The following is a 20,194-nucleotide window of genomic DNA, read 5'->3' on the forward strand; positions in this document are numbered from 1 at the left end:
CACACAGGAACGGGCCCGAACAGAAGCCCCGGTGTTCGCGCACCGGGGCTTCGCCGTGAAGCAGGAAGGCTCCAGCTCCCCCACCCCGCCCGTACGCCGCCGAAGCGACGGACGGGCGGAAGAGGCAACCGGCCGCGGCCATGGCCGCGGCGTGCCGACCCCGCGCAGCACCGGCGGTGCCGGTGCGCTTGCGCGGTTGATCGGGGAGACGCGAAGGGCGACGCTGACTCGCCGGTCCAGCAGGTCAGCGGCCGAGGGTCTTGAGCGGATCACTTCGAACCTTCAGAGACGGTGTGCACATGAGTTGCACTGCAAGGGGGACCTGTGTCCCCACCCTCCGGCCGTTGCTCGCGGTCACCGGGCCACCTCGCCAGTCGGGCCGAAGCCCTGTCCCCTGGCCTTTAGCGGGATTGCAGCGTCCCCGCCCTGGTCTGCGGTCTCTGGCATGCGAGACCTGTGCGAGTTACCTAGGTCACTCGCCTAAGATGAAGTTACCTAGGTCGCTTGGTCGGGTCAAGCGGCCCGCGGCGAGTACTGAAAATGACCTAGGTTGGTTAGGCTCTAGTCATGGACTGGAACCCGGAGAAGCCCCCGTCTGCCAAGGACATCGCCGCGAAGTTCCGCAAGGACATCGGCGCCGGCGTCTACCCGACCGGTTCCCCCCTGCCTGGAGCGAAGGGTCTTGCGAAGCAACTCGGGGTTGGCCTGATGACCGTCCAGAGCGCCTACAAGCAGCTCGCCGAAGACGGCCTGGTCGTCGGCCGGCAGGGGAGCGGGACGTACGTGCTGGACCCGAAGAAGGGCGACCCGACCGCGAGGGAAACCGCGCTTGGGCTGCGCGACCTCCAGGAACACGTCGCTCATCTCACCTCCCAGCTCTCCGAGCTCCAGGGCCGGGTCGAGCGGCTGGAAGCCGCTCGGTCGGGCCCGTCTGACGAGAACCAGTAGGCCGCATTTCGCGCCGTTCCACAGTGGACAGGGTTAACAGTCAGCCCCTGTTACCTGTTAACTCCCCACGTCAGCAGCCTGCTTGGGCATGATGGGCGCCAGGGCGTCACCGGCACCGGGGGAGCGATGAAGACGAAGCTTCAGGCGGCACGGGCTGCTGCGGGGTGGACTCAGGCGGAGCTGATGGACGCCATGGAAGACGCCGCCCCGCGGCTCGGCATCCAGCTGCCTTCCCGGACCAGCCTGAAGACACAGCTCTCCATGTTCGAGAACGGGCGACGTGACCCCGGATCGGACTACCAGCAGCTCTTCTGCGAGGTATACCAGGCCACCCGCATGGAGCTGGGCCTCGCTGTGGAGGTGGCCCCCTCCCAGTTGGACACCCTCCCGGCGCTTCCTGCCCCGCGTTCCGCCTCGCCGGAAGCCAGTCCGGGGGTTCTGGACTACCTGAAGGCCGTGTTCGTCCAGCACGTTCAGGCTGAGCCGCTCGTCGGCGCACGATTCCTTGTGCCTGCCGTTCAGAGTCAGCTACCGCTGATCGAGGAGCTGTGCAAGGAAGCCCAGGGCCCGCTTCGTGACGACGCGGTCCGAGTGGGCGCGCGCTACTCGGAACTCCTCGGGTGGCTGCACCAGGACACGGGCGACTCGCAAGCCGCCATGCTGTGGACGAATCGAGCGCTGGACTACGCCGCCGAGCTGGACGACCCGGGCCTCAGCGCCTACGTCTTCCAGCGGCGGAGCAACATCGCCGCGGAAGCTGGTCAGGCCGGATACGCCCTCGGCCTGGCCAACGCCGCACTGCGGCAGGCCGGCAAGTTACCCCCCGACGTCCGGGCCGTTGCGCTCCGGGCGCGCGCCTACTCGGACGCACTGCTCGGGCACGGTGACGAGAGCGCGCGCTCGCTCGATGAAGCGCGGCGCCTTGCCGACCAGGCGCAGGACCCTGCGGGACTCGCCCCGTACTGCTCGCTTTCGTACATCGACATGGAGGCGGCGAACTGCGCGCTCCAGCTCGGCCGACCGGACCAAGCGGTGCGGACACTCGAAGCGAGCCTGACGCGGTGGCCGGCGGAGCAGCAGCGCGACCGTGGCCTGTGCCTCGCCCGCCTCTCCACCGCCTACGCTCGGCTCGAAGACCTGGAGGGTGCCTTGAACGCCGCATCGCAAGCCGCGGCCATCGCGCAGGCCACCGGCTCGGCGCGCATCCTGGCCGAGCTTCTGCGTCTTCAGCCGCTCCTCGACCCGTGGAAGAAGCTGGTGGAGATTGCTGAACTGAACCGGCTTCTGGGCACTATGAGGGCGAGCTGACTCGACCGGAGGAGAGCTGTGACCCTGCTTCCCAACATCACGACCGTCGACGTCCAGGAACAGGCCCCGCGCGTGGCCGTACTCCCGGTTGGGTCGTACGAGCAGCACGGCCCGTACCTGCCGCTGATCACGGATACGGCGATCGCCTGCATCATCGCCCGTGAAATCGCCGCCGCCTACCCGGTCCTGAGCCTGCCGCCCATCTCGATCGCGTGCAGCCACGAGCACGGGACGTGGCCCGGCACGGTCAGCATCAGCGCCCGGACGCTGCACGCGGTCATCGCGGACATCGCCAGCTCCCTGGAAGCTTCCGGCATCCGCAGGCTGGTGCTGGTCAATGCCCATGGCGGCAACTACGTGCTCTCCAACATCGTCCAGGAAGCTAACCTGACCGAACCGCGGATGAGCCTCTTCCCTCAGAGTCGAGAATGGTCCCGAGCGCGTGAATTGGCAGGTCTCGTGAGCAGTGCGCACGATGATATGCATGCCGGAGAGATCGAAACGTCGATTCTTCTGCACGCCGAGCCTTCCTTGGTGCGGCCGGGATATGAGACGGCGGACCACGACGCTTCCGATCGCCCCTTTCTGTTGACGCTGGGGATGAAGGCTTATACAGAGAGTGGAGTCATCGGATTTCCGTCACAAAGTGCGCCGACGAAAGGCAAGGCTGTACTTGAGAGCCTGGTGCAAGATTTCGCCAGGCACATGGAAGTGCTCGACAAGTGACTTACCGGCTGGGGTCTGTCCTTCCCGGTACGTGATTGTTTGCGTACTCACGGAAGAACTTATCCGCCGCATCGCAACGACTCAGCGGCGCGAGAAAAGAGACCCTATCTCGATCGACTATGTCGGAAACAGCTTCCAGTGCGATGCGATTCAGGAAGTAGAGGAAGTTCGCTGCGGCTCCGGCCACCCATGCTGTGGAGTAGTAATCGACCTGGCTCCCCGTCGCATTTCGGAAGGGGTTACGCTCGTCGAAGCGTGTGGTCACCGCCATGGCTCCGGCGTGGATTGCGTGGTTCATGGTCAGATAGCAGTGACGCATGCTGTCGAGCCCGGTCGCCTCCTCGATTTCACGGAAAGTTACACGAACTGGCGGGGGATCGCTGATGCCGGGTGCCGCCCACCCGTGAGGTTTGAAGAACCCGCTTCCCCAGCGGTCTCGGATTAAGTCTTCGAGGCCGTCGGCCTGGGTGAACGGGTCTTCCTCTCCTATATGAGAGGTCTCCTTGCGTTTCTCCACCATGGCGGACAGATGGTATCGCTCAGTCAGTTCGAAGTCGGGGGTGTTGCGTGCGACGAGGAAGCCGGTAAAGATCATGACTTCATACAGACTTCTGGCCCGCGCGTGAGCCCCCTCTGGAAACCCTTTTCGCGCCAACAGGTCGATTTCCGAAGCTATGGTGCACCCACGGGCGTGCAGTCCGAGCAGTGTCAGGACATGCAGGGTCGGTCCGCCGATGTGGTTCTGCGGATCCACTAGGCTTCGTTGTTCGGAGCCGTTGCAGGAAGCAAGCCATCGGCCGAATGCAGCGAAAAGATCCCTGTTTGCGTCCTCGGAAAGCGCGATGGCGTCAGAGAAGTCACGAAATCCTTGGCCGAGCCTTTTCAGGATTGACCGCTCGTTGTGGGCTGCGCTCCGCGCGCGGCGCCTGCGGCCGTATTTAAGGCTCCACCGGGTGCTCTGCCTGGTCTCGATATCCAGAACTTCGATGTGATTGGTAACGTAGTCGTCCGCCGCGTAGAAGGCGGGCTCCATTTCCGCTAGGGGGCGCTTCGTTTCCGGATCACCTCCAAAAGACTCGATCACCCGGTTCAGTACGAGTTGCTGGAGCCGCGACATAGCCACCCTGGTCCCCCTAGCTGGAAGTAACCTGCCAGAATGGGCCCAACTGGTGTGGCTCGCAACCGGTTTGACCACACCCTGACCGTTCTCGGTTCAGCGCGTCGGGCCGCCTCTTCCAGGCGGATGCCAGAGAGTAGAACGCTCGGCTAGCGATGACGTGCGCCAACCCCGGAACCTGTGCCCGCGCTTGGAAATCAAGATCAGGACGAGCTGTGGACGGCGCTGGACATCCCCTGGTTTGTCCGGGGTTCCACCACAGGTCAGAGACGGTTTGAGGCTGCGCACAGGAGAGGACTGTAAATCCGTCGGCTTAGCCTACCCAGGTTCGAATCCTGGCGCCGCCACGCGAGTGGAACCCCCGTTCATCTGCGGAAACGCAGTGGACGGGGGTTCTTTCGCATACGACCGCCGCGCTTGTCGCAGGGGTGCCGACCCGCATCGTCGGGGGCTTACGGTCGTTCACCCGGCGTGAAATGGACATCTGACACACGGGGGAAGGTCGGCGGCGGCGTGCTCGTCGCCCTGCTCGGCGCGGGGATTCCGGCTCTGGTGGGAGCCGCGCTGGGTACGGACGTGGGGGAGCCCTACCGGGAGACCCGGCTGTACTTCGGCACCGAACGCACCGACGGCGGCGGGCCGGTCGCCGAGGCGGAGTTCATGCGGTTCCTGGATCAGGAGATCACTCCCGCCTTCCCCGAGGGGCTGACCCTCCACGACGGGTACGGCCAGTGGCGCGGCGCGAACGGCAAGATCGTTCGCGAGGACTCCTACGAAGTGGTCCTGCTGTACCCGGAGAAGGACGCCGACGACCGCAGCGTGCGCATCGAGCGGATCCGCGACGCGTACGAGAGCCGCTACCAGCAGGACTCGGTCGGACGCTCCGACGACAAGGTGGAAGCGGGGTTCTGAGCCGACCGGCGGGCAGGGCCGGCGGGCCGGTCCCGCTCCGGCCCGGCGCCGGATCGGCCCACCGGCCCGTCAGTTGCCGGCCACAGCCTTGACGGCCACCCCCACCGGGGTCGCCCCCGAGACCAGCTCCAGGGTCAGGCCGGCCGTCGCGGGCGTCTCCACCAGCTCGGCCAGCACCGCCGCCACGTCGTCGCGCGGCACGGCCCCCCGCCCCGTCCGCGCTTCCAGGCGGACCTGCCCCGTACCGGCGTCGTCGAGCAGCGACCCCGGGCGCAGGACCGTCCACTCCAGGCCCAGCCGGGTCCGCACGTGGTCGTCGGCCTCGCCCTTCGCCCGCAAATAGACGTCGAACACCTCGTCGCCCTCGTGATGGGCATCCGCGCCCATCGAAGAGACCATCAGGAAGCGGCTCACGCGCGCCCGTTCGGCCGCGTCGGCGAACAGCACCGCCGCGCCCCGGTCCACCGTGTGCTTGCGTTCCACGCCACTGCCCGGCCCGGCGCCCGCCGCGAACACCGCCACGTCCGCGCCCTGCAGGATCCCCGCCACGTGCTCCACCGTCGCCGACTCCAGATCGCAGAGCACCGGTTCGGCGCCCGCCTCCCTCAGGTCGTCGCCCTGTTCGAGGTCGCGGATGATGCCCGCGACCTCGTACCCGCGCGCGGCGAGCAGGCGCTCCAGCCGCAGCGCGATCCGACCGTGTCCACCCGCGATGACGATGCGCATGCCCCGACGGTACGACGCCCCGCGCGACCCCGCCCGGGAAGCACCCCCAGGGGTGTACCGCCGGCCATGTCCGCCCACGCCGGCTCGCGGTGGCCGCCCCGCTCCCGCGCTGCTCGCCGCCCGGGACGACCGGGCGTTCTGAGACCGGTCGGGAGCGCCCAGGTACGTCGGCCGGAGGACAGTCCGTGGGCGCGACCCGCCGGGACCGCGCGGGCGCGGCCGCCGCCCGTACGCCGACCTGCACCGATACGCGCCGCCCGTTGTGAGCCTCTGTGCCCGCATCTCGTCTCCGGAGGCCGGGCGGGCGGGACGGGCCGCGGCTTACGGGCCGGGCTCGGTGCGGCCCTGCCGGGGCAGGTCCAGGGCCACCGCGACGGCGGAGTCGCAGTACTCCCGCACCGCGCTCGTCCGGGCCACCACCCGCCCCCGGTGGATGACGATCCGGCTGTACGCGAGGGACAGCACGCCCGCGATCCGGTCGCCGCGCACGGCGAGCAGCTCCGCGGGGAAGCCGGCCTCAACCCGCACCTCCGGCAGGCCCATGGCCTCGCGGGCGAAGGCGCTGACGCAGTCGTAGGCCTCGCCCGGGCGGAGGCCGCCCTGGGAGGCCAGCAGGTACGCGGCCTCCAGCGGGTCGCCCCGGCCGACCGGGTTCCCGGCGTCCCGCAGGGCCCCGCTGCCGGCTGCGACCCGTACGCCGGCGGCGCGCAGCAGGCGTACGGGGGCGGTGCGCAGCCCGCGGCGCTCCAGGGCCGCGCAGTCGCCCTGGGGCAGGCAGGTCACCCGTACGCCGGCCGCGGCCAGCTGGTCGGCGGCCCGGGCGGCCGCGTCCAGCGGGAGCCGGGACAGGCCGCCGCAGGGGCCGATGGTCACCCCCGGGCGCAGTCCGCCCGCCATCGCCGCGAGCCGGGCCAGGCGGGCCGGGTCGTCACCGTCCGTGTGCAGGTCCACGGGGCAGCCGTGCTCGTCGGCCAGTTCCAGGACCGCTTCGAGGAAGCCCGTCGGGTCCGGATCCAGGTCCGGGCAGCCGCCGATCACCGAGGCGCCCATCTTGACCGCGTCGCGCAGCATGGCGAGCCCGTCGGCCCCGGCCACACCGGTCAGCAGGCGCGGCACGGCCACCGCGGTCAGGTCGGCCAGCCCGCGCAGCGACCGCCGGGCCTGGAGCAGGGCCTCCAGGGGGCCGAGGCCGTGCACGTCGCCGATGCGCACGTGGGAGCGCATCGCCGTTGCGCCGTGCCCGAGCTGAAGCAGGGCCGCCTCGGTGGCCCGGCGCTGCACTTCGTCAGGCGCGCAGGAGACGGGCCCGTCGCCGTCGGCGGTCAGCGCGGTGTCCCCGTGGGCGTGCGGCTCGGCGGGGGCGGGCAGCAGGAGGTAGCCGCTCAGGTCCACCCGGGACAGGACGGGGGAGGCGAGGCTGCCGGTGGTTCCGACGGCCTGGATCCGGCCGTTGCCGAGGCGGACGTCTACGGTACGGCCGTCCGTGAGGCGGGCCCCGGCGAGGAGCAGCGTGGTGGCGTCGGGGGCGGCCGCGCTGCCGCTGCCCTTGCCGCTGCGCGGGGAGGGGGAAGGCTGCTGCGGCGGGCTGTCGGACATCGCGCTCCTGCGGTGGCTCGGGCGGTTCCTGGAGCCGTGGCCGCGACCCGCGGCCCAAGATCACGCAGCGTGCTCAGAGCCTAGGGCGCGCCGCACTCCGCTTCGCGGAAGAGCGCAATAGTCGTACCGGTGTGGTGCCCCCACCACCGGCGCCCCGACCCCCGGCCGACACCCCCGCTCCACCGACCCCGGCACCCCGCCGACCCTTTGCCCCTACCCCACCGTTCCCGTCCCCGCTCTCCTCCACCCGGCGGCCCGGGGCCCCGGCCCGAGCCCCCGGAGTCCCCGCTCCCCGGCCCCCGGCGTCCCCGCTCGGCCCCCGGCCCAGCGGCTCGGCCCGGGCCGCCGCCCCGGCCTCAGCCCTCCGTCCCCGGCCCCGGGCCTCCCCGCTCGGCCCCCGGCTCGGCCCGGGCCGACGCCTCGGGCTCGGCCCCCAGCCCCCGGCCCACGGCCCCCAGCGTCCTCGCTCGGCCCCCCGGCCAGCGGCTCGGTCCCGACCGACGCCCCGGCCCCCAGCCTCTTGGCCCTGCCACCCCTGGTCCCTGGCTTGGCGTCCCCGCTCCCTCCGCCCGGCCCCCGGCCCAGCGTCCCCGTTCTGCGCCGCCGGCGCCCAGCCCCGCGCCCCTGGGGTCCGCCGCTCCGGGGTCCGCGCCCCCGTGTCCAGGGGCGCCGCGCCCAGGCGTCCGTGCCTCCAGTGGGCCCGGCCTCCTGTCGACGCACCCCTGGCGCTTCGGGCACGAGGCGCTCGGGCCGCGCCGCACAAGGGCCTCTGCGGGCCCCGGAACCTTCGGCCCTGCCCCCTGGGTCCTCGCTCCCGCCCGGCTTCCTCGGCGTCGGCGTCCCTGGTCCGCGTCCCGCGCCGCGCGGCCCAGTGCCACGGCCCCCGGGCGCCCTCGGACCCGGGCACCCCGGCTACCGGCGCCCTCGGCGGCCAGCGCTCATGCGCCCCGTCCACCGCCGGCGCCCCCGGCCTCCGGCGCAGCGGTGCCCCTGCGCCTCGTACCCCGGTGCTTTCGCGCTCCTGCGGCCCCACCCCGGGGGTTGTGGTGGCGGGCTGCCCTGGGTTTCGTTCCGGCGGGGCCGTCCCAGGGTGGGCTCGTACTCCGCCGCCCGTCCCGTGCCCGGGCTTCGGCGTGCCCGCCGCTCGCCCCCCGTCGGCCTCAGGCAGGCCGCGGCGTGTGTGAGTCCGCGCACACATCGGGGGAGAAGTGGGCCCGGCCTGGCCTGCGCCTTGATCGGGAGAGGCTTCCGAACGGCCTCCGAGCCCAGCTCCCGCAAAGGATTTGGGCGATGGGCGGGCAACCGTGTAATGTCTTCATCGCTCGCCCCAATAGCTCAGTCGGTAGAGCGTCTCCATGGTAAGGAGAAGGTCTGCGGTTCGATTCCGCATTGGGGCTCTGGTGAGAGAGGTTCCCCACCCTCGGGTGGGGAACCGATCACATCAAAGCGGCGTAGCTCAGTCGGTAGAGCAAGCGGCTCATAATCGCTGTGTCACCGGTTCAAGTCCGGTCGCCGCTACCCACAGTAGCCGATTGCGGGGTCGGTCTCCCGATCGGCTACTCTTTTATGCGTTCATCCGTCCCATAGTCCGTCAAGGAGCACTCACGTGGCTGCCACCGACGTCCGCCCGAAGATCACGCTGGCCTGCGTGGAGTGCAAGGAGCGGAACTACATCACCAAGAAGAACCGGCGTAACAACCCGGACCGCATGGAGATGAAGAAGCACTGCCCGCGCTGCAACTCGCACACCGCGCACCGCGAGACCCGCTGACCCCGGCGAAGTCTCGAATACAGGCACCGTCATGAGGTCGTCCCCTTCATTGGGGGCGGCCTCGTGTCGTTTTCACAGTCGGCGTCGGCGCCTGTCGACTTCGTACCTGTGTGTTTCGTGTCCCTTCAACAGGAGGTAGTGAGTCATGGCTCTCGACCAGTCCTTCGTGGGGCGGAGCTACCCGCCCACCGATCCGTACGAGGTCGGCCGGGAGAAGATCCGCGAATTCGCGGTCGCGGTGGGTGACGCCAATCCCGTCTACACGGATCCCGACGCGGCCAAGGCGTACGGCCACTCCGATGCGATCGCCCCGCCGACCTTCGTGTTCGCCATCACCTTCAAGGCGGCCGACCAGGTCATCCAGGACCCGCAGCTGGGGCTGGACTACAGCCGCGTCGTGCACGGCGACCAGAAGTTCGCGTACTCGCGCCCGGTGCGTGCCGGTGACCGCCTGTCGGTGACCTCCACCATCGAGGCCGTGAAGACGCTCGCGGGCAACGACATCATCGACATCCGCGGCGAGGTGCACGACGAGACCGGCGAGCACGTGGTGACGGCGTGGACGAAGCTCGTCTCCCGCGCCCCCGAGGAGGCCTGACATGGCAGCGCAGATCCAGTACGCCGATGTCGAGGTCGGCACCGAGCTGCCCACGGCGACCTTCCCCGTGACGCGCGCCACGCTCGTCCAGTACGCCGGCGCCTCGGGCGACTTCAATCCGATCCACTGGAACGAGAAGTTCGCCAAGGAGGTCGGACTGCCGGACGTGATCGCGCACGGCATGTTCACCATGGCCGAGGCGATCCGCGTGGTCACGGACTGGGTGGGCGACCCGGGCGCGGTGGTCGAGTACGGCGTGCGCTTCACCAAGCCCGTCGTGGTCCCGAACGACGAGCAGGGCGGCCTGATCGAGGTCACCGGCAAGGTCGCGGCCAAGCTGGACGACAACCGGGTGCGGGTCGACCTGACCGCCATGAGCGCCGGCCAGAAGGTGCTCGGCATGTCCCGCGCCGTGGTCACGCTGGCCTGAGCGGCCTGAGCGGCCTGAGCGGCCTGAGCGGCCTGAGCGGCCTGAGCGGCCTGAGCTGCCTGAGTCATGCGCGTCCGAGTGGGCCTGCGGCTCTGCGTGCCTCAGTGTGCGCGTCCGAGATCGCGAGCGGCTGACTGGCTGAGTGCCTCAGGTCCAAGGGCGTGAGCGGCTGACTGGTTGAGCGCCCGAGTGCTGGAGCGCCTGCGCCTCCCCGCCCTCGCGCGCGAGGGCGGGGAGGCGCGTAGAGGGCGGGTGCCCGCCCCCTCGCCGCCCGGCTCGGGTCGGCCCGGTCGTCGAGCCCTTGACCAAGTTAGTGATTGCGTACTAACTTCATCGCATGGCAAGGATGAGCGCAGAGGAGCGACGCGAGAGCGTCATCCGCGCGGCGATGCACGAGTTCGCCCGGGGCGGGTACTACGGGACCTCCACCGAGGCGATCGCCAGGCGGGTCGGGGTGTCGCAGCCGTACCTCTTCCGGCTCTTCCCCAACAAGCAGGCGATCTTCCTGGCCGCGTCCGAGCGCTGCCTGAGGGACACGCGTGAGGTGTTCGCCGCCGCGGTCGAGGGGCTGAGCGGCGAAGAGGCCGAGCGCGCCATGGCCGAGGCGTACACCCGACTGATCACCGAGGATCCGGACAAGCTCCAGATGCAGCTCCAGATGTACGTCACCGTCGCCGCCGCGGAAGCGGCCGGCGACCACGCGCTGGGCGAGCTGGTCCGCCAGGGCTGGATGGAGCTCTGGGACACCGTGCACCTGCCGCTGGGTGCGGATGCGAAGGAGACCACGACGTTCATGGCCTACGGCATGCTGATCAACACGCTCGCCGCGATGGGCTTCCCGCCCGGGCATCGGGTGTGGGAGGGGTTCTACCCCACGACGCGGGTCACGGGCCGGTCGGAGAGGTGACGGCGGACGCGTGCGCGGACCTTCGCGCATCCGCACGTCCATGCAAGTTAGTCAGCAATAACTAACAACCGCAGGGGGACATCATGCACACACCGGAAGCAGGAACAGCACTGCGCGGGCCCGCCGTCTGGGCCCTCGTCCTCACCGCCGTGGCCGGGTTCATGGCCGCCCTCGACAACCTGGTCGTGACCACCGCCCTCCCCGCCATCCGCGCCGACCTCGGCGGCGGGCTGGAGGACCTGGAGTGGACGGTGAATGCCTACACGCTCACCTTCGCCGTCCTCCTCATGTTCGGCGCGGCCCTCGGTGACCGCTTCGGCCGCCGCCGGCTGTTCATCGCCGGCCTCGCCGTCTTCACCGGCGCCTCCGCCACGGCCGCCCTCTCGCCCAGCATCGAGGCCCTCATCGCCGCCCGCGCCGTGCAGGGCGTGGGCGCAGCCGTCATGATGCCGCTCACCCTCACCCTCCTCACCGCGGCCGTTCCGGCCGCCCGCCGGGGCACGGCCCTCGGCATCTACGGCGCCGTCACGGGCCTGGCCGTCGCCAGCGGCCCCCTCATCGGCGGCAGCCTCACCGAGCACATCTCCTGGCAGTGGATCTTCTGGCTCAACGTGCCGATCGGCCTGGCCCTGATCCCGCTCGCCCGCCTCCGCCTCGCCGAGTCCACCGCCCCGGGCGCCCGCCTCGACGTCCCCGGCACCCTCCTGATCAGCGGTGGCCTCTTCGGCATCGTCCATGCCCTCGTCAACGCCAACGCCGAGGGCTGGACCAGCGCCCCCGTCCTCACCGGCCTGGTCCTCGGCTCCGCCCTCGTCGCCGGCTTCGTGTACCACGGCTCCCGCGCCGCGAACCCCATGCTCCCCATGCGGCTCTTCCGTGACCGCGGCTTCCTGGGGATCAACCTGGCCGGCCTGCTGATGTACCTGGGCATGTTCGGTTCGATCTTCCTGCTCAGCCAGTTCCTCCAGGGCGTCGCCGGCCACTCGCCCACCGAAGCAGGCCTGCGCATGCTCCCCTGGACCGGCATGCCGATGATCGTGGCCCCGCTGGCCGGGATCCTCGCCGACCGCATCGGAGGCCGCCCCGTGGTCGCCGCCGGACTGGCCTTCCAGGCCCTCGGCCTCGGCTGGTTCGCCGCGATCCTGAGCACGGACGTCTCGTACGCCGCACAGCTGCCGCCGCTGATCCTCAGCGGGATCGGCATGGCCCTCTACTTCGCCCCCGCGGCCCATGTCCTGATGTCCACCGTCCGCCCCGCCGACCAGGGCAGGGCCTCCGGTGCGAACAACGCCCTGCGCGAGGTCGGCGGAGCCCTCGGCGTCGCCGTCCTGGCCTCCGTCTTCTCCGCCCAGGGCGGCTACGCCTCCCCGCAGTCCTTCACCGACGGCACCGTCCCGGCCCTGTGGGTGGGCGCCGCAGCGGTCGCCCTCGCCGCCGCACTGGCCCTGCTGGTACCCCGCAGGTCCGCGACCGCCCCTGCCCCGGTCCTCGCGGGCCGGACCGCCACGGGCCCCGAGAAGGTGCCGGCCGCGAGCTGACCGCCCATCGCACACCGACCGTCCCCGCACCCAGAGCGACAGGAGAACACGTCATGCCCGACATCCCCTGGTCCGTGCCCACCCCGGCAGAGCCCGGCGCCGAGGCCCACGTCATGGCCTCCCGCTTCGAGACCGCCACCCTCACCGGCGCCATCAGGTTCCTCCTCAAGGCCCCCGGCATCGTCCGCCAGATGCGCAAGGCCCCCGGCGCCCACGGAGTCGCCCTCCGGGCCCGCCTCCTGCAGCGCACCTTCCTCACCCTCTCCGCGTGGGAGGACCGCGACGCGCTGTACCGCTTCGCCCGCTCCGAGCCCCACCGCACCAGCGCCCGCGCCGCCGGCGCGTACATGCGGGAATCCGTCTTCGTCCACTGGACCGCGCCGGCCGCCGAGCTGCCCATCACCTGGGCCGAGGCCGAGCGCCGCCTCGCCGAGCAGCAGGCGGGCCGCTGACCCGCCGGCACGGAGGGACCTACGCGTACGGTCCGTGCCCCGCAAGGATGCGCGGGGCACGGACCGTACTCTTGTCCACGTGCAGGAACTCCACGACGCCCCCCTCGCCCCGCTGACCACCTTCCGCCTCGGTGGCCCCGCCGCGCGTCTGGTCACCGCGACCACCGACGCCGAAGTGGTCGCCGCCGTCCGGGCTGCGGACGAGAGCGGCACCCCGCTCCTGATCATCGGCGGCGGCAGCAACCTCGTCATCGGCGACCGCGGCTTCGACGGAACCGCCCTGCGCATCGCGACGACCGGCTTCACCCTCGACGGCACCACCTTGGAACTCGCCGCCGGCGAGAACTGGAGCGACGCCGTCGCCCGCACCGTCGCAGCAGGGCTCGCCGGCATCGAATGCCTCGCCGGCATCCCCGGCTCCGCCGGCGCCACCCCGATCCAGAACGTCGGGGCGTACGGGCAGGAGGTCTGCGACACCATCACCGAGGTCGTCGCCTACGACCGCACCACCGGCGAAACGGTCACCCTCACCGCCGCCGAGTGCGCCTTCCGCTACCGCAACAGCACCTTCAAGGACCAGCCTGACCGCTACGTCGTCCTGCGCGTGCGCTTCGCCCTGGAGGACGCCGGCGGCCTCTCGGCGCCCATCAAGTACCCCGAGACCGCCCGCGCCCTCGGCGTCGAGGCCGGCGACCGGGTCCCCGCCGCCACCGCCCGCGAGACCGTCCTGCGCCTGCGCGCCGGCAAGGGCATGGTCCTCGACCCCGCCGACCACGACACCTGGTCCGCCGGCTCCTTCTTCCACAACCCGATCCTGACCGACGAGGCCTACGCCGCCTTCCTCACCCGCGTCCAGGACCGCCTCGGCCCCGACACCGCCCCACCCGCCTACCCCGCCGGCCAGGGCCGTACGAAGACCAGCGCGGCCTGGCTGATCGACAAGGCCGGCTTCACCAAGGGCTACGGCACCGGCCCCGCCCGCATCTCCACCAAGCACACCCTCGCCCTCACCAACCGCGGCGGGGCCACCACCGAGGACCTCCTCGCCCTGGCCCGCGAGGTCGTCGCCGGCGTCCACGCCGCCTTCGGCGTCACCCTCGTCAACGAGCCGGTGACGGTCGGCGTCAGCATCTGAGGAGCCCCGGCCGCCCATGCTCTGTCCCCTTCACGGGGCCGGTACGGACCCCACTCGGCTCGTGGGTCGCACGCTCAGCAGGGTCGTCGCGTCCTGGCACGTCAGTGACGGCGAACGCTCCGAGGCCCCCCTCGACGTCTGGCTGATCGACAGCGTCGGCGACACGATCCGGATCACCACCGGCTCCGACCAGTGCCTCATCGTCGAGTCCGCCCCGCCCCACGAGCCGTACGACATGGGGGAGTGGGGCCGCATCGAGGTCGGCGAGGACCTCGGCGACCACCCCTTCCTGCGCCACCTCGGGGAGACCGTCTCCTCGGTCGCCGAATTCGCCCTGCCCGAACAGGGCCGCACCCACCTGGAGATCGGCTTCCCGAACGGCCGCCGCGTACGTGCCGACTGCTACGAGGGAGACCTGCGGCTCACCCGGTGAGCCAGTCGTCGATCCCCGCCAGCAGCTTCGCCTGCACCTCGTCCGGCGCGGCGCTGCCCCGCACCGACTGGCGGGCCAGCTCGGCGAGCTCCGCGTCCGTGAAGCCGTGGTGGCGGCGGGCGATCTCGTACTGTGCGGCCAGCCGGGACCCGAACAGCAGCGGGTCGTCCGCACCCAGCGCCATGGGCACCCCGGCCTCGAACAGCGTGCGCAGCGGGACGTCCTCGGGCCGCTCGTACACACCCAGGGCGACGTTCGACGCGGGGCACACCTCGCAGGTGATCTGCCGGTCCGCGAGCCGCTGCAGCAGCCGCGGGTCCTCCGCGGCCCGGACACCGTGCCCGATACGGGCCGCGTGCAGGTCGTCGAGGCAGTCGCGGACCGAGGACGGGCCGGTGAGCTCACCGCCGTGCGGGGCCGCCAGCAGACCGCCGTCGCGGGCGATGGCGAAGGCCCGGTCGAAGTCGCGCGCCATGCCGCGGCGCTCGTCGTTGGACAGCCCGAACCCGACGACACCGCGGTCGGCGTAGCGCACGGCGAGCCGGGCCAGGGTGCGGGCGTCCAAGGGGTGCTTCATGCGGTTCGCGGCGATGAGCACGCGCATGCCGAGGCCGGTCTCGCGGGAGGCCGCGTCGACGGCGTCCAGGATGATCTCGACGGCCGGGATCATCCCGCCGAGCAGCGGAGCGTAGGAGGTGGGATCCACCTGGATCTCCAGCCAGCCGCTGCCGTCGCGGACGTCCTCCTCCGCGGCCTCCCGCACCAGGCGCCGGATGTCGTCGGGCTCGCGCAGGCAGGAACGGGCGGCGTCGTAGAGCCGCTGGAAGCGGAACCAGCCCCGCTCGTCCGTGGCGCGCAGCTTGGGCGGCTCCCCGGCGGTCAGGGCGTCGGGAAGGCGTACGCCGTACTTGTCGGCGAGCTCCAAGAGGGTCGATGGTCGCATCGAGCCGGTGAAGTGCAGGTGGAGGTGGGCCTTCGGCAGAAGCGTGAGATCGCGTACGTGCTCCATCCGGTGATCCTGCCGTACCGCTGCGCTCGGCGGGAGGGGGATTTACCGATCGGGGGCTTGCGCGAACGGGTGAGCGGGCGCGCCGCCGCTGCCCCCGGGCCCCCGCGCCTCAAACGCCGGCGGGGCTGGATGAGCCGGCAGGGCCGGAAATGCTTGGGCGGCGGCACCCCTCGGGTGCCGCCGCCCAGTTCGTGCTGCGGGCCGCCTGAGGCCTAGGCCTTGGCCTCCGCCAGGAGCTTCTGGATGCGGGACACGCCCTCGACCAGGTCCTCGTCGCCCAGGGCGTACGACAGGCGCAGGTAGCCCGGGGTGCCGAAGGCCTCGCCGGGGACGACCGCGACCTCTGCCTCGTCGAGGATCAGGGCCGCCAGCTCGACGGAGGTCTGCGGGCGCTTCCCGCGGATCTCCTTGCCCAGGAGGTCCTTGACCGACGGGTAGGCGTAGAACGCGCCCTCGGGGGTCGGGCAGAAGACGCCCTCGATCTCGTTGAGCATCCTGACCATCGTCTGGCGGCGCCGGTCGAAGGCCTTGCGCATCTCGGCGACCGCGTCCAGGTCGCCCGAGACGGCGGCCAGCGCGGCGACCTGGGCCACGTTGGAGACGTTGGAGGTGGCGTGCGACTGGAGGTTCGTCGCCGCCTTGACGACGTCCTGCGGGGCGATGACCCAGCCCACGCGCCAGCCCGTCATCGCGTACGTCTTCGCCACGCCGTTGACGATGATGCACTTGTCGCGCAGCGCGGGGACGAGGACCGGCAGCGAGGTGAACTTCGCGTCGCCGTACACCAGGTGCTCGTAGATCTCGTCCGTCAGCACCCACAGGCCGTGCTCGGCGGCCCACTCGCCGATCGCCTTCGCGTCGGCCTCGCTGTAGACCGCACCGGTCGGGTTGGAAGGGGAGACGAACAGGACGACCTTGGTGCGCTCGGTGCGTGCCGCTTCCAGCTGCTCGACGGAGACGCGGTAGCCGGTGGTCTCGTCGGCGACGACCTCGACCGGGACACCGCCCGCGAGGCGGATCGACTCCGGGTAGGTGGTCCAGTAGGGGGCCGGGACGATGACCTCGTCACCCGGGTCCAGGACGGTCGCGAAGGCCTCGTAGATCGCCTGCTTGCCGCCGTTGGTCACCAGGACCTGCGACGCCTCGACCTCGTAGCCGGAGTCGCGCAGCGTCTTGGCGGCGATGGCGGCCTTCAGCTCCGGCAGGCCGCCGGCCGGCGTGTACCGGTGGTACTTGGGGTTGCGGCAGGCCTCGACCGCGGCTTCGACGATGTAGTCCGGGGTCGGGAAGTCGGGCTCGCCCGCGCCGAAGCCGATCACCGGGCGTCCGGCGGCCTTGAGGGCCTTGGCCTTGGCGTCCACGGCGAGGGTGGCGGACTCGGAAATGGCGCCGATACGGGCGGACACCCGGCGCTCGGAGGAAGGCGTTGCAGAGGTCATACCGGCAATCGTCCCAGACGGCGATGAGACGCGGCACACCGTTTCAGTCAACGGACCGGAGCATGTCAGCCCGGGTGCTGTTCGACGTCACGGCCCGGTTCACGTACACTCACCTGTCGTTGGACCTCGCCGACCGCTGCAAAGCGTGAGCACTCCGTGCACTCGCGCGGATGCGGTAGGTTGGGGGACGCAAAGGGTCGTAGCTCAATTGGTAGAGCACTGGTCTCCAAAACCAGCGGTTGGGGGTTCGAGTCCCTCCGGCCCTGCTCCACACTCCTTCTCGGATGTGTGTGCGCAGGTACGTACTTAGATGCAACGCCGTGCGGCGCAACCGGGCGCGGTACGGCCACGACCCGGATTCAGGTGAGAGACGTGACGGACGCCCTGGGCTCCATCGACAAGCCTGACGCCGAGGACGAGACGCGCGAGAAGAAGGCCCGCAAGGGCGGCAAGCGCGGCAAGAAGGGTCCTCTGGGCCGTCTCGCGCTGTTCTACCGCCAGATCGTCGCGGAACTCCGCAAGGTTGTCTGGCCCACTCGCAATCAGCTCACGACGTACACCACCGTGGTGATTGTCTTCGTGGTCATCATGATCGCTCTGGTGACCGTGATTGACTATGGGTTCCAGGAAGCCATCAAGTTCGTCTTCGGCTGATCCCCGCGGAGGGCGGCGCCTTGATGGGTGCCGCCCCTTTTCGCATGTTCCACCACTTTTTCCAGGAAGAAGCAGCCACCGTGTCTGACCCGAACCTGAACGCGAGCCACGACTCCGTCGAGTCCGTCGAGGACGAGCTCGACATCGTCGAGGCGGCAGACGCTGTGGACCCCGACGAGGCCGAGCTCGCCGACATCGAGGCGGGTGACGCCGCCGAGGAGGCCGCGCTGCACGTCTCCGACGACGAGGTCGAGTCGGACGACGACGAGGCCGAGGCCGAGGCCGGCGACGACGAGGCCGCCGAGCCCGACGCCGAGCTCGAAGAGGCCGCCGACGGCGCCGAGACCGCGCAGGACGCCGAAGAGGCCGAGCCGGTCGACCCGATCCAGGCCCTGCGCGAGGAACTGCGCCTCCTCCCCGGCGAGTGGTACGTGATCCACACCTACGCCGGCTACGAGAAGCGCGTGAAGGCCAACCTGGAGCAGCGCGCCGTCTCGCTGAACGTCGAGGAGTTCATCTACCAGGCCGAGGTGCCCGAGGAAGAGATCGTCCAGATCAAGAACGGCGAGCGCAAGAACGTCCGGCAGAACAAGCTGCCCGGCTACGTCCTCGTCCGCATGGATCTGACGAACGAGTCCTGGGGCGTCGTCCGCAACACCCCCGGCGTCACCGGCTTCGTGGGCAACGCCTACGACCCGTACCCGCTGACCCTGGACGAGATCGTCAAGATGCTCGCCCCGGAGGCGCAGGAGAAGGCCGCCAAGGCCGCCGCGGAAGAGGCCGGTCTGCCCGCGCCCGCCGTCAAGCGCACCATCGAGGTCCTGGACTTCGAGGTCGGCGACTCGGTCACCGTCACCGACGGTCCGTTCGCCACGCTCCAGGCGACCATCAACGAGATCAACCCCGACTCGAAGAAGGTCAAGGGCCTCGTCGAGATCTTCGGTCGCGAGACCCCGGTCGAGCTCAGCTTCGACCAGATCCAGAAGAACTGATCCACTCCCCTGGATCACGGCTTCTGAGCCACCGCTTCCGGACAGGTCAGACCACCCCTCGTGGGCGGTCTGACCTGCTCGGTTTTTAGCCCCGCACTGATACCCGTTATCGTGGTGCGGTATGCCTCCATCCGGATGACCGGATGGGCGGCTGAAAACTCTCACTAGGACCCGGAGAGAGCAATGCCTCCCAAGAAGAAGAAGGTCACGGGGCTTATCAAGCTCCAGATCAAGGCCGGTGCGGCCAACCCGGCTCCGCCGGTCGGCCCCGCGCTCGGTCAGCACGGCGTCAACATCATGGAGTTCTGCAAGGCCTACAACGCCGCGACCGAGTCGCAGCGTGGCATGGTCGTGCCGGTGGAGATCACGGTCTACGAGGACCGCACCTTCACCTTCATCACCAAGACTCCGCCGGCGGCGCGCCTCATCCTGAAGCACGCGGGCATCGAGAAGGGCTCCGGCGAGCCCCACAAGACCAAGGTCGCCAAGCTCACGGCTGCCCAGGTCCGCGAGATCGCCGAGCTGAAGATGCCCGACCTGAACGCCAACGACATCGACGCCGCCGTGAAGATCATTTCCGGTACCGCGCGCTCGATGGGCGTCACGGTCGAGGGCTGATCCAGCCACCGCCCAGCACCACCAGTGGTAGGGCCAAGCGCTGGCCCGCACCACGACTCCATGCCTGAATCCGAAATACAGGAGCTGAAGTGAAGCGCAGCAAGACTCTCCGCGCTGCGGACGCCAAGATCGACCGGGAGAAGCAGTACGCCCCGCTCGAGGCCGTCCGTCTCGCCAAGGAGATCTCCTCGACCAAGTTCGACAGCACCGTCGAGGTCGCCTTCCGCCTGGGTGTCGACCCGCGCAAGGCCGACCAGATGGTCCGCGGCACCGTGAACCTCCCGCACGGCACCGGTAAGACCGCCCGGGTCCTGGTCTTCGCGACCGGTGACCGTGCAGCGGCCGCGGAAGCCGCCGGCGCCGACATCGTCGGCGACGACGAGCTGATCAACGAGATCGCCAAGGGCAACCGCCTGAACGAGTTCGACGCCGTCGTGTCCACGCCGGACCTCATGGGCAAGGTCGGCCGCCTCGGCCGCGTGCTGGGTCCCCGTGGCCTCATGCCGAACCCGAAGACCGGCACCGTCACCATGGACGTCGCGAAGGCTGTCACCGAGATCAAGGGTGGCAAGATCGAGTTCCGCGTCGACAAGCACTCGAACCTGCACTTCATCATCGGTAAGGTCTCCTTCTCCGATGAGCAGCTCGTCGAGAACTACGGCGCGGCCCTGGACGAGATCCTGCGTCTGAAGCCGTCCGCCGCCAAGGGCCGCTACCTGAAGAAGGCCGCCCTGAGCACCACCATGGGCCCCGGCATCCAGCTGGACCCGAACCGCACCCGGAACCTCCTCGTCGAGGAAGACCCGGCTGCTGTCTGAGCCTGACGGCTCACCGAGTGGCTGAACGGGCCCCTCGCCCCCTTCACGGGCGGCGAGGGGCCCGTTT

Annotated in this window: 21 protein-coding genes and 4 tRNA genes; 20 read left to right on the forward strand and 5 right to left on the reverse strand. The window is 70.3% G+C overall.

The genetic code is table 11. The annotated features are described in order from the left end of the window. Positions 1-567: 567 nt before the first annotated feature. From IF89_RS0127650 to IF89_RS0127660, 3 genes are all read left to right on the forward strand, one after another. The gene (locus IF89_RS0127650; RefSeq protein ID WP_030773723.1) at positions 568-948 is read left to right on the forward strand and encodes a GntR family transcriptional regulator; all 381 of its coding nucleotides are present in this window, start codon (positions 568-570) and stop codon (positions 946-948) included. A 126-nt stretch (positions 949-1,074) separates the two neighbouring features. Beyond that, on the forward strand, positions 1,075-2,256 hold the full coding sequence (locus tag IF89_RS0127655) for a helix-turn-helix domain-containing protein (protein WP_030773726.1): 1,182 nt from the start codon (positions 1,075-1,077) through the stop codon (positions 2,254-2,256). 18 nt (positions 2,257-2,274) lie between these two features. After that, the gene (locus tag IF89_RS0127660; RefSeq protein ID WP_030773728.1) at positions 2,275-2,982 is read left to right on the forward strand and encodes a creatininase family protein; all 708 of its coding nucleotides are present in this window, start codon (positions 2,275-2,277) and stop codon (positions 2,980-2,982) included. Position 2,983: 1 nt separating this feature from the next. On the opposite strand, the gene IF89_RS0127665 is transcribed toward IF89_RS0127660, so the two are convergent. Beyond that, positions 2,984-4,099: a DUF5677 domain-containing protein gene (locus IF89_RS0127665; RefSeq protein ID WP_158717932.1), complete on the reverse strand. Its 1,116-nt coding sequence runs from the start codon at positions 4,097-4,099 to the stop codon at positions 2,984-2,986. 278 nt (positions 4,100-4,377) lie between these two features. On the opposite strand from IF89_RS0127665, the gene IF89_RS46160 reads away from it, so the two are divergent. Together IF89_RS46160 and IF89_RS0127670 are read left to right on the forward strand one after the other, a co-directional pair. Continuing rightward, positions 4,378-4,446 (forward strand) — tRNA-OTHER (locus tag IF89_RS46160). A 166-nt stretch (positions 4,447-4,612) separates the two neighbouring features. After that, entirely contained in the window at positions 4,613-5,011 is a 399-nt protein-coding gene (locus IF89_RS0127670) for a DUF3574 domain-containing protein (RefSeq protein ID WP_051807713.1), read from the forward strand. Positions 5,012-5,080: 69 nt separating this feature from the next. On the opposite strand, the gene IF89_RS0127675 is transcribed toward IF89_RS0127670, so the two are convergent. Then, positions 5,081-5,737: an SDR family oxidoreductase gene (locus tag IF89_RS0127675; protein WP_030773733.1), complete on the reverse strand. Its 657-nt coding sequence runs from the start codon at positions 5,735-5,737 to the stop codon at positions 5,081-5,083. 321 nt (positions 5,738-6,058) lie between these two features. Beyond that, positions 6,059-7,333, reverse strand: a complete 1,275-nt coding sequence (locus IF89_RS0127680) for an amidohydrolase family protein (RefSeq protein ID WP_030773734.1) — start codon at positions 7,331-7,333, stop codon at positions 6,059-6,061. A gap of 1,324 nt (positions 7,334-8,657) precedes the next feature. On the opposite strand from IF89_RS0127680, the gene IF89_RS0127685 reads away from it, so the two are divergent. The 10 genes from IF89_RS0127685 (at position 8,658) to IF89_RS0127730 (ending at position 14,597) form a co-directional block, all read left to right on the forward strand. Beyond that, positions 8,658-8,730: transfer RNA gene (locus IF89_RS0127685), tRNA-Thr, on the forward strand. A gap of 48 nt (positions 8,731-8,778) precedes the next feature. After that, a tRNA-Met gene (locus IF89_RS0127690) sits at positions 8,779-8,851 on the forward strand. A gap of 88 nt (positions 8,852-8,939) precedes the next feature. Further along, entirely contained in the window at positions 8,940-9,104 is a 165-nt protein-coding gene (gene rpmG, locus IF89_RS0127695; protein ID WP_007265873.1) for a 50S ribosomal protein L33, read from the forward strand. A 145-nt stretch (positions 9,105-9,249) separates the two neighbouring features. Further along, positions 9,250-9,702 (forward strand): MaoC family dehydratase N-terminal domain-containing protein, encoded by a 453-nt coding sequence (locus IF89_RS0127700; protein ID WP_030773737.1) that lies wholly within the window; start codon positions 9,250-9,252, stop codon positions 9,700-9,702. A 1-nt stretch (position 9,703) separates the two neighbouring features. Then, positions 9,704-10,132: a MaoC family dehydratase gene (locus IF89_RS0127705; protein ID WP_030773741.1), complete on the forward strand. Its 429-nt coding sequence runs from the start codon at positions 9,704-9,706 to the stop codon at positions 10,130-10,132. Positions 10,133-10,469: 337 nt separating this feature from the next. Next, complete coding sequence (locus IF89_RS0127710) at positions 10,470-11,039, forward strand: TetR/AcrR family transcriptional regulator (protein ID WP_030773745.1); 570 nt, start codon at positions 10,470-10,472, stop codon at positions 11,037-11,039. A gap of 83 nt (positions 11,040-11,122) precedes the next feature. Then, positions 11,123-12,577 (forward strand): DHA2 family efflux MFS transporter permease subunit, encoded by a 1,455-nt coding sequence (locus IF89_RS0127715; protein WP_030773748.1) that lies wholly within the window; start codon positions 11,123-11,125, stop codon positions 12,575-12,577. A 53-nt stretch (positions 12,578-12,630) separates the two neighbouring features. Then, positions 12,631-13,029: a DUF3291 domain-containing protein gene (locus tag IF89_RS0127720; protein WP_030773751.1), complete on the forward strand. Its 399-nt coding sequence runs from the start codon at positions 12,631-12,633 to the stop codon at positions 13,027-13,029. Positions 13,030-13,108: 79 nt separating this feature from the next. Next, the gene (locus tag IF89_RS0127725; protein WP_030773755.1) at positions 13,109-14,164 is read left to right on the forward strand and encodes a UDP-N-acetylmuramate dehydrogenase; all 1,056 of its coding nucleotides are present in this window, start codon (positions 13,109-13,111) and stop codon (positions 14,162-14,164) included. 61 nt (positions 14,165-14,225) lie between these two features. After that, positions 14,226-14,597 (forward strand): hypothetical protein, encoded by a 372-nt coding sequence (locus IF89_RS0127730; protein ID WP_234327888.1) that lies wholly within the window; start codon positions 14,226-14,228, stop codon positions 14,595-14,597. On the opposite strand, the gene IF89_RS0127735 is transcribed toward IF89_RS0127730, so the two are convergent. Together IF89_RS0127735 and IF89_RS0127740 are read right to left on the reverse strand one after the other, a co-directional pair. Next, the gene (locus tag IF89_RS0127735) at positions 14,587-15,606 is read right to left on the reverse strand and encodes an adenosine deaminase (protein ID WP_030773760.1); all 1,020 of its coding nucleotides are present in this window, start codon (positions 15,604-15,606) and stop codon (positions 14,587-14,589) included. The two genes, IF89_RS0127730 and IF89_RS0127735, sit on opposite strands and share 11 nt — an antisense overlap. A 212-nt stretch (positions 15,607-15,818) precedes the next feature. Further along, the gene (locus IF89_RS0127740; RefSeq protein ID WP_030773763.1) at positions 15,819-17,045 is read right to left on the reverse strand and encodes a pyridoxal phosphate-dependent aminotransferase; all 1,227 of its coding nucleotides are present in this window, start codon (positions 17,043-17,045) and stop codon (positions 15,819-15,821) included. Positions 17,046-17,238: 193 nt separating this feature from the next. Here IF89_RS0127740 and IF89_RS0127750 point away from each other — a divergent pair. The 5 genes from IF89_RS0127750 to rplA all read left to right on the forward strand — a co-directional run bounded on the left by IF89_RS0127750 (position 17,239) and on the right by rplA (position 20,127). After that, positions 17,239-17,311: transfer RNA gene (locus IF89_RS0127750), tRNA-Trp, on the forward strand. Between the two features lie 106 nt (positions 17,312-17,417). After that, entirely contained in the window at positions 17,418-17,699 is a 282-nt protein-coding gene (gene secE, locus IF89_RS0127755) for a preprotein translocase subunit SecE (RefSeq protein WP_030773766.1), read from the forward strand. A gap of 80 nt (positions 17,700-17,779) precedes the next feature. Beyond that, positions 17,780-18,691 carry a transcription termination/antitermination protein NusG gene (gene nusG, locus IF89_RS0127760; protein ID WP_030773768.1) on the forward strand — a complete coding sequence of 304 codons (912 nt, stop codon included), beginning with the start codon at positions 17,780-17,782 and terminating at the stop codon, positions 18,689-18,691. A 183-nt stretch (positions 18,692-18,874) separates the two neighbouring features. Further along, complete coding sequence (rplK, locus tag IF89_RS0127765) at positions 18,875-19,309, forward strand: 50S ribosomal protein L11 (RefSeq protein ID WP_030773771.1); 435 nt, start codon at positions 18,875-18,877, stop codon at positions 19,307-19,309. A gap of 89 nt (positions 19,310-19,398) precedes the next feature. Beyond that, positions 19,399-20,127 carry a 50S ribosomal protein L1 gene (gene rplA, locus IF89_RS0127770; protein WP_030773774.1) on the forward strand — a complete coding sequence of 243 codons (729 nt, stop codon included), beginning with the start codon at positions 19,399-19,401 and terminating at the stop codon, positions 20,125-20,127. Positions 20,128-20,194: the final 67 nt, after the last annotated feature.

The organism is Streptomyces sp. NRRL F-2664 (assembly GCF_000719345.1).
In the GTDB taxonomy this organism is placed as follows: Bacteria; Actinomycetota; Actinomycetes; order Streptomycetales; family Streptomycetaceae; genus Streptomyces.

Bases quoted from the DNA above. Each gene is read 5' to 3' on its own strand.
- IF89_RS0127650 (WP_030773723.1), top strand. From the start codon at position 568: ATGGACTGGAACCCGGAGAAGCCCCCGTCTGCCAAGGACATCGCCGCG.
- IF89_RS0127655 (WP_030773726.1), top strand. From the start codon at position 1,075: ATGAAGACGAAGCTTCAGGCGGCACGGGCTGCTGCGGGGTGGACTCAG.
- IF89_RS0127665 (WP_158717932.1), bottom strand. From the start codon at position 4,099: ATGTCGCGGCTCCAGCAACTCGTACTGAACCGGGTGATCGAGTCTTTT.
- IF89_RS0127675 (WP_030773733.1), bottom strand. From the start codon at position 5,737: ATGCGCATCGTCATCGCGGGTGGACACGGTCGGATCGCGCTGCGGCTG.
- IF89_RS0127680 (WP_030773734.1), bottom strand. From the start codon at position 7,333: ATGTCCGACAGCCCGCCGCAGCAGCCTTCCCCCTCCCCGCGCAGCGGC.
- IF89_RS0127700 (WP_030773737.1), top strand. From the start codon at position 9,250: ATGGCTCTCGACCAGTCCTTCGTGGGGCGGAGCTACCCGCCCACCGAT.
- IF89_RS0127705 (WP_030773741.1), top strand. From the start codon at position 9,704: ATGGCAGCGCAGATCCAGTACGCCGATGTCGAGGTCGGCACCGAGCTG.
- IF89_RS0127710 (WP_030773745.1), top strand. From the start codon at position 10,470: ATGGCAAGGATGAGCGCAGAGGAGCGACGCGAGAGCGTCATCCGCGCG.
- IF89_RS0127715 (WP_030773748.1), top strand. From the start codon at position 11,123: ATGCACACACCGGAAGCAGGAACAGCACTGCGCGGGCCCGCCGTCTGG.
- IF89_RS0127720 (WP_030773751.1), top strand. From the start codon at position 12,631: ATGCCCGACATCCCCTGGTCCGTGCCCACCCCGGCAGAGCCCGGCGCC.
- IF89_RS0127735 (WP_030773760.1), bottom strand. From the start codon at position 15,606: ATGGAGCACGTACGCGATCTCACGCTTCTGCCGAAGGCCCACCTCCAC.
- IF89_RS0127740 (WP_030773763.1), bottom strand. From the start codon at position 17,045: ATGACCTCTGCAACGCCTTCCTCCGAGCGCCGGGTGTCCGCCCGTATC.
- rplK (WP_030773771.1), top strand. From the start codon at position 18,875: ATGCCTCCCAAGAAGAAGAAGGTCACGGGGCTTATCAAGCTCCAGATC.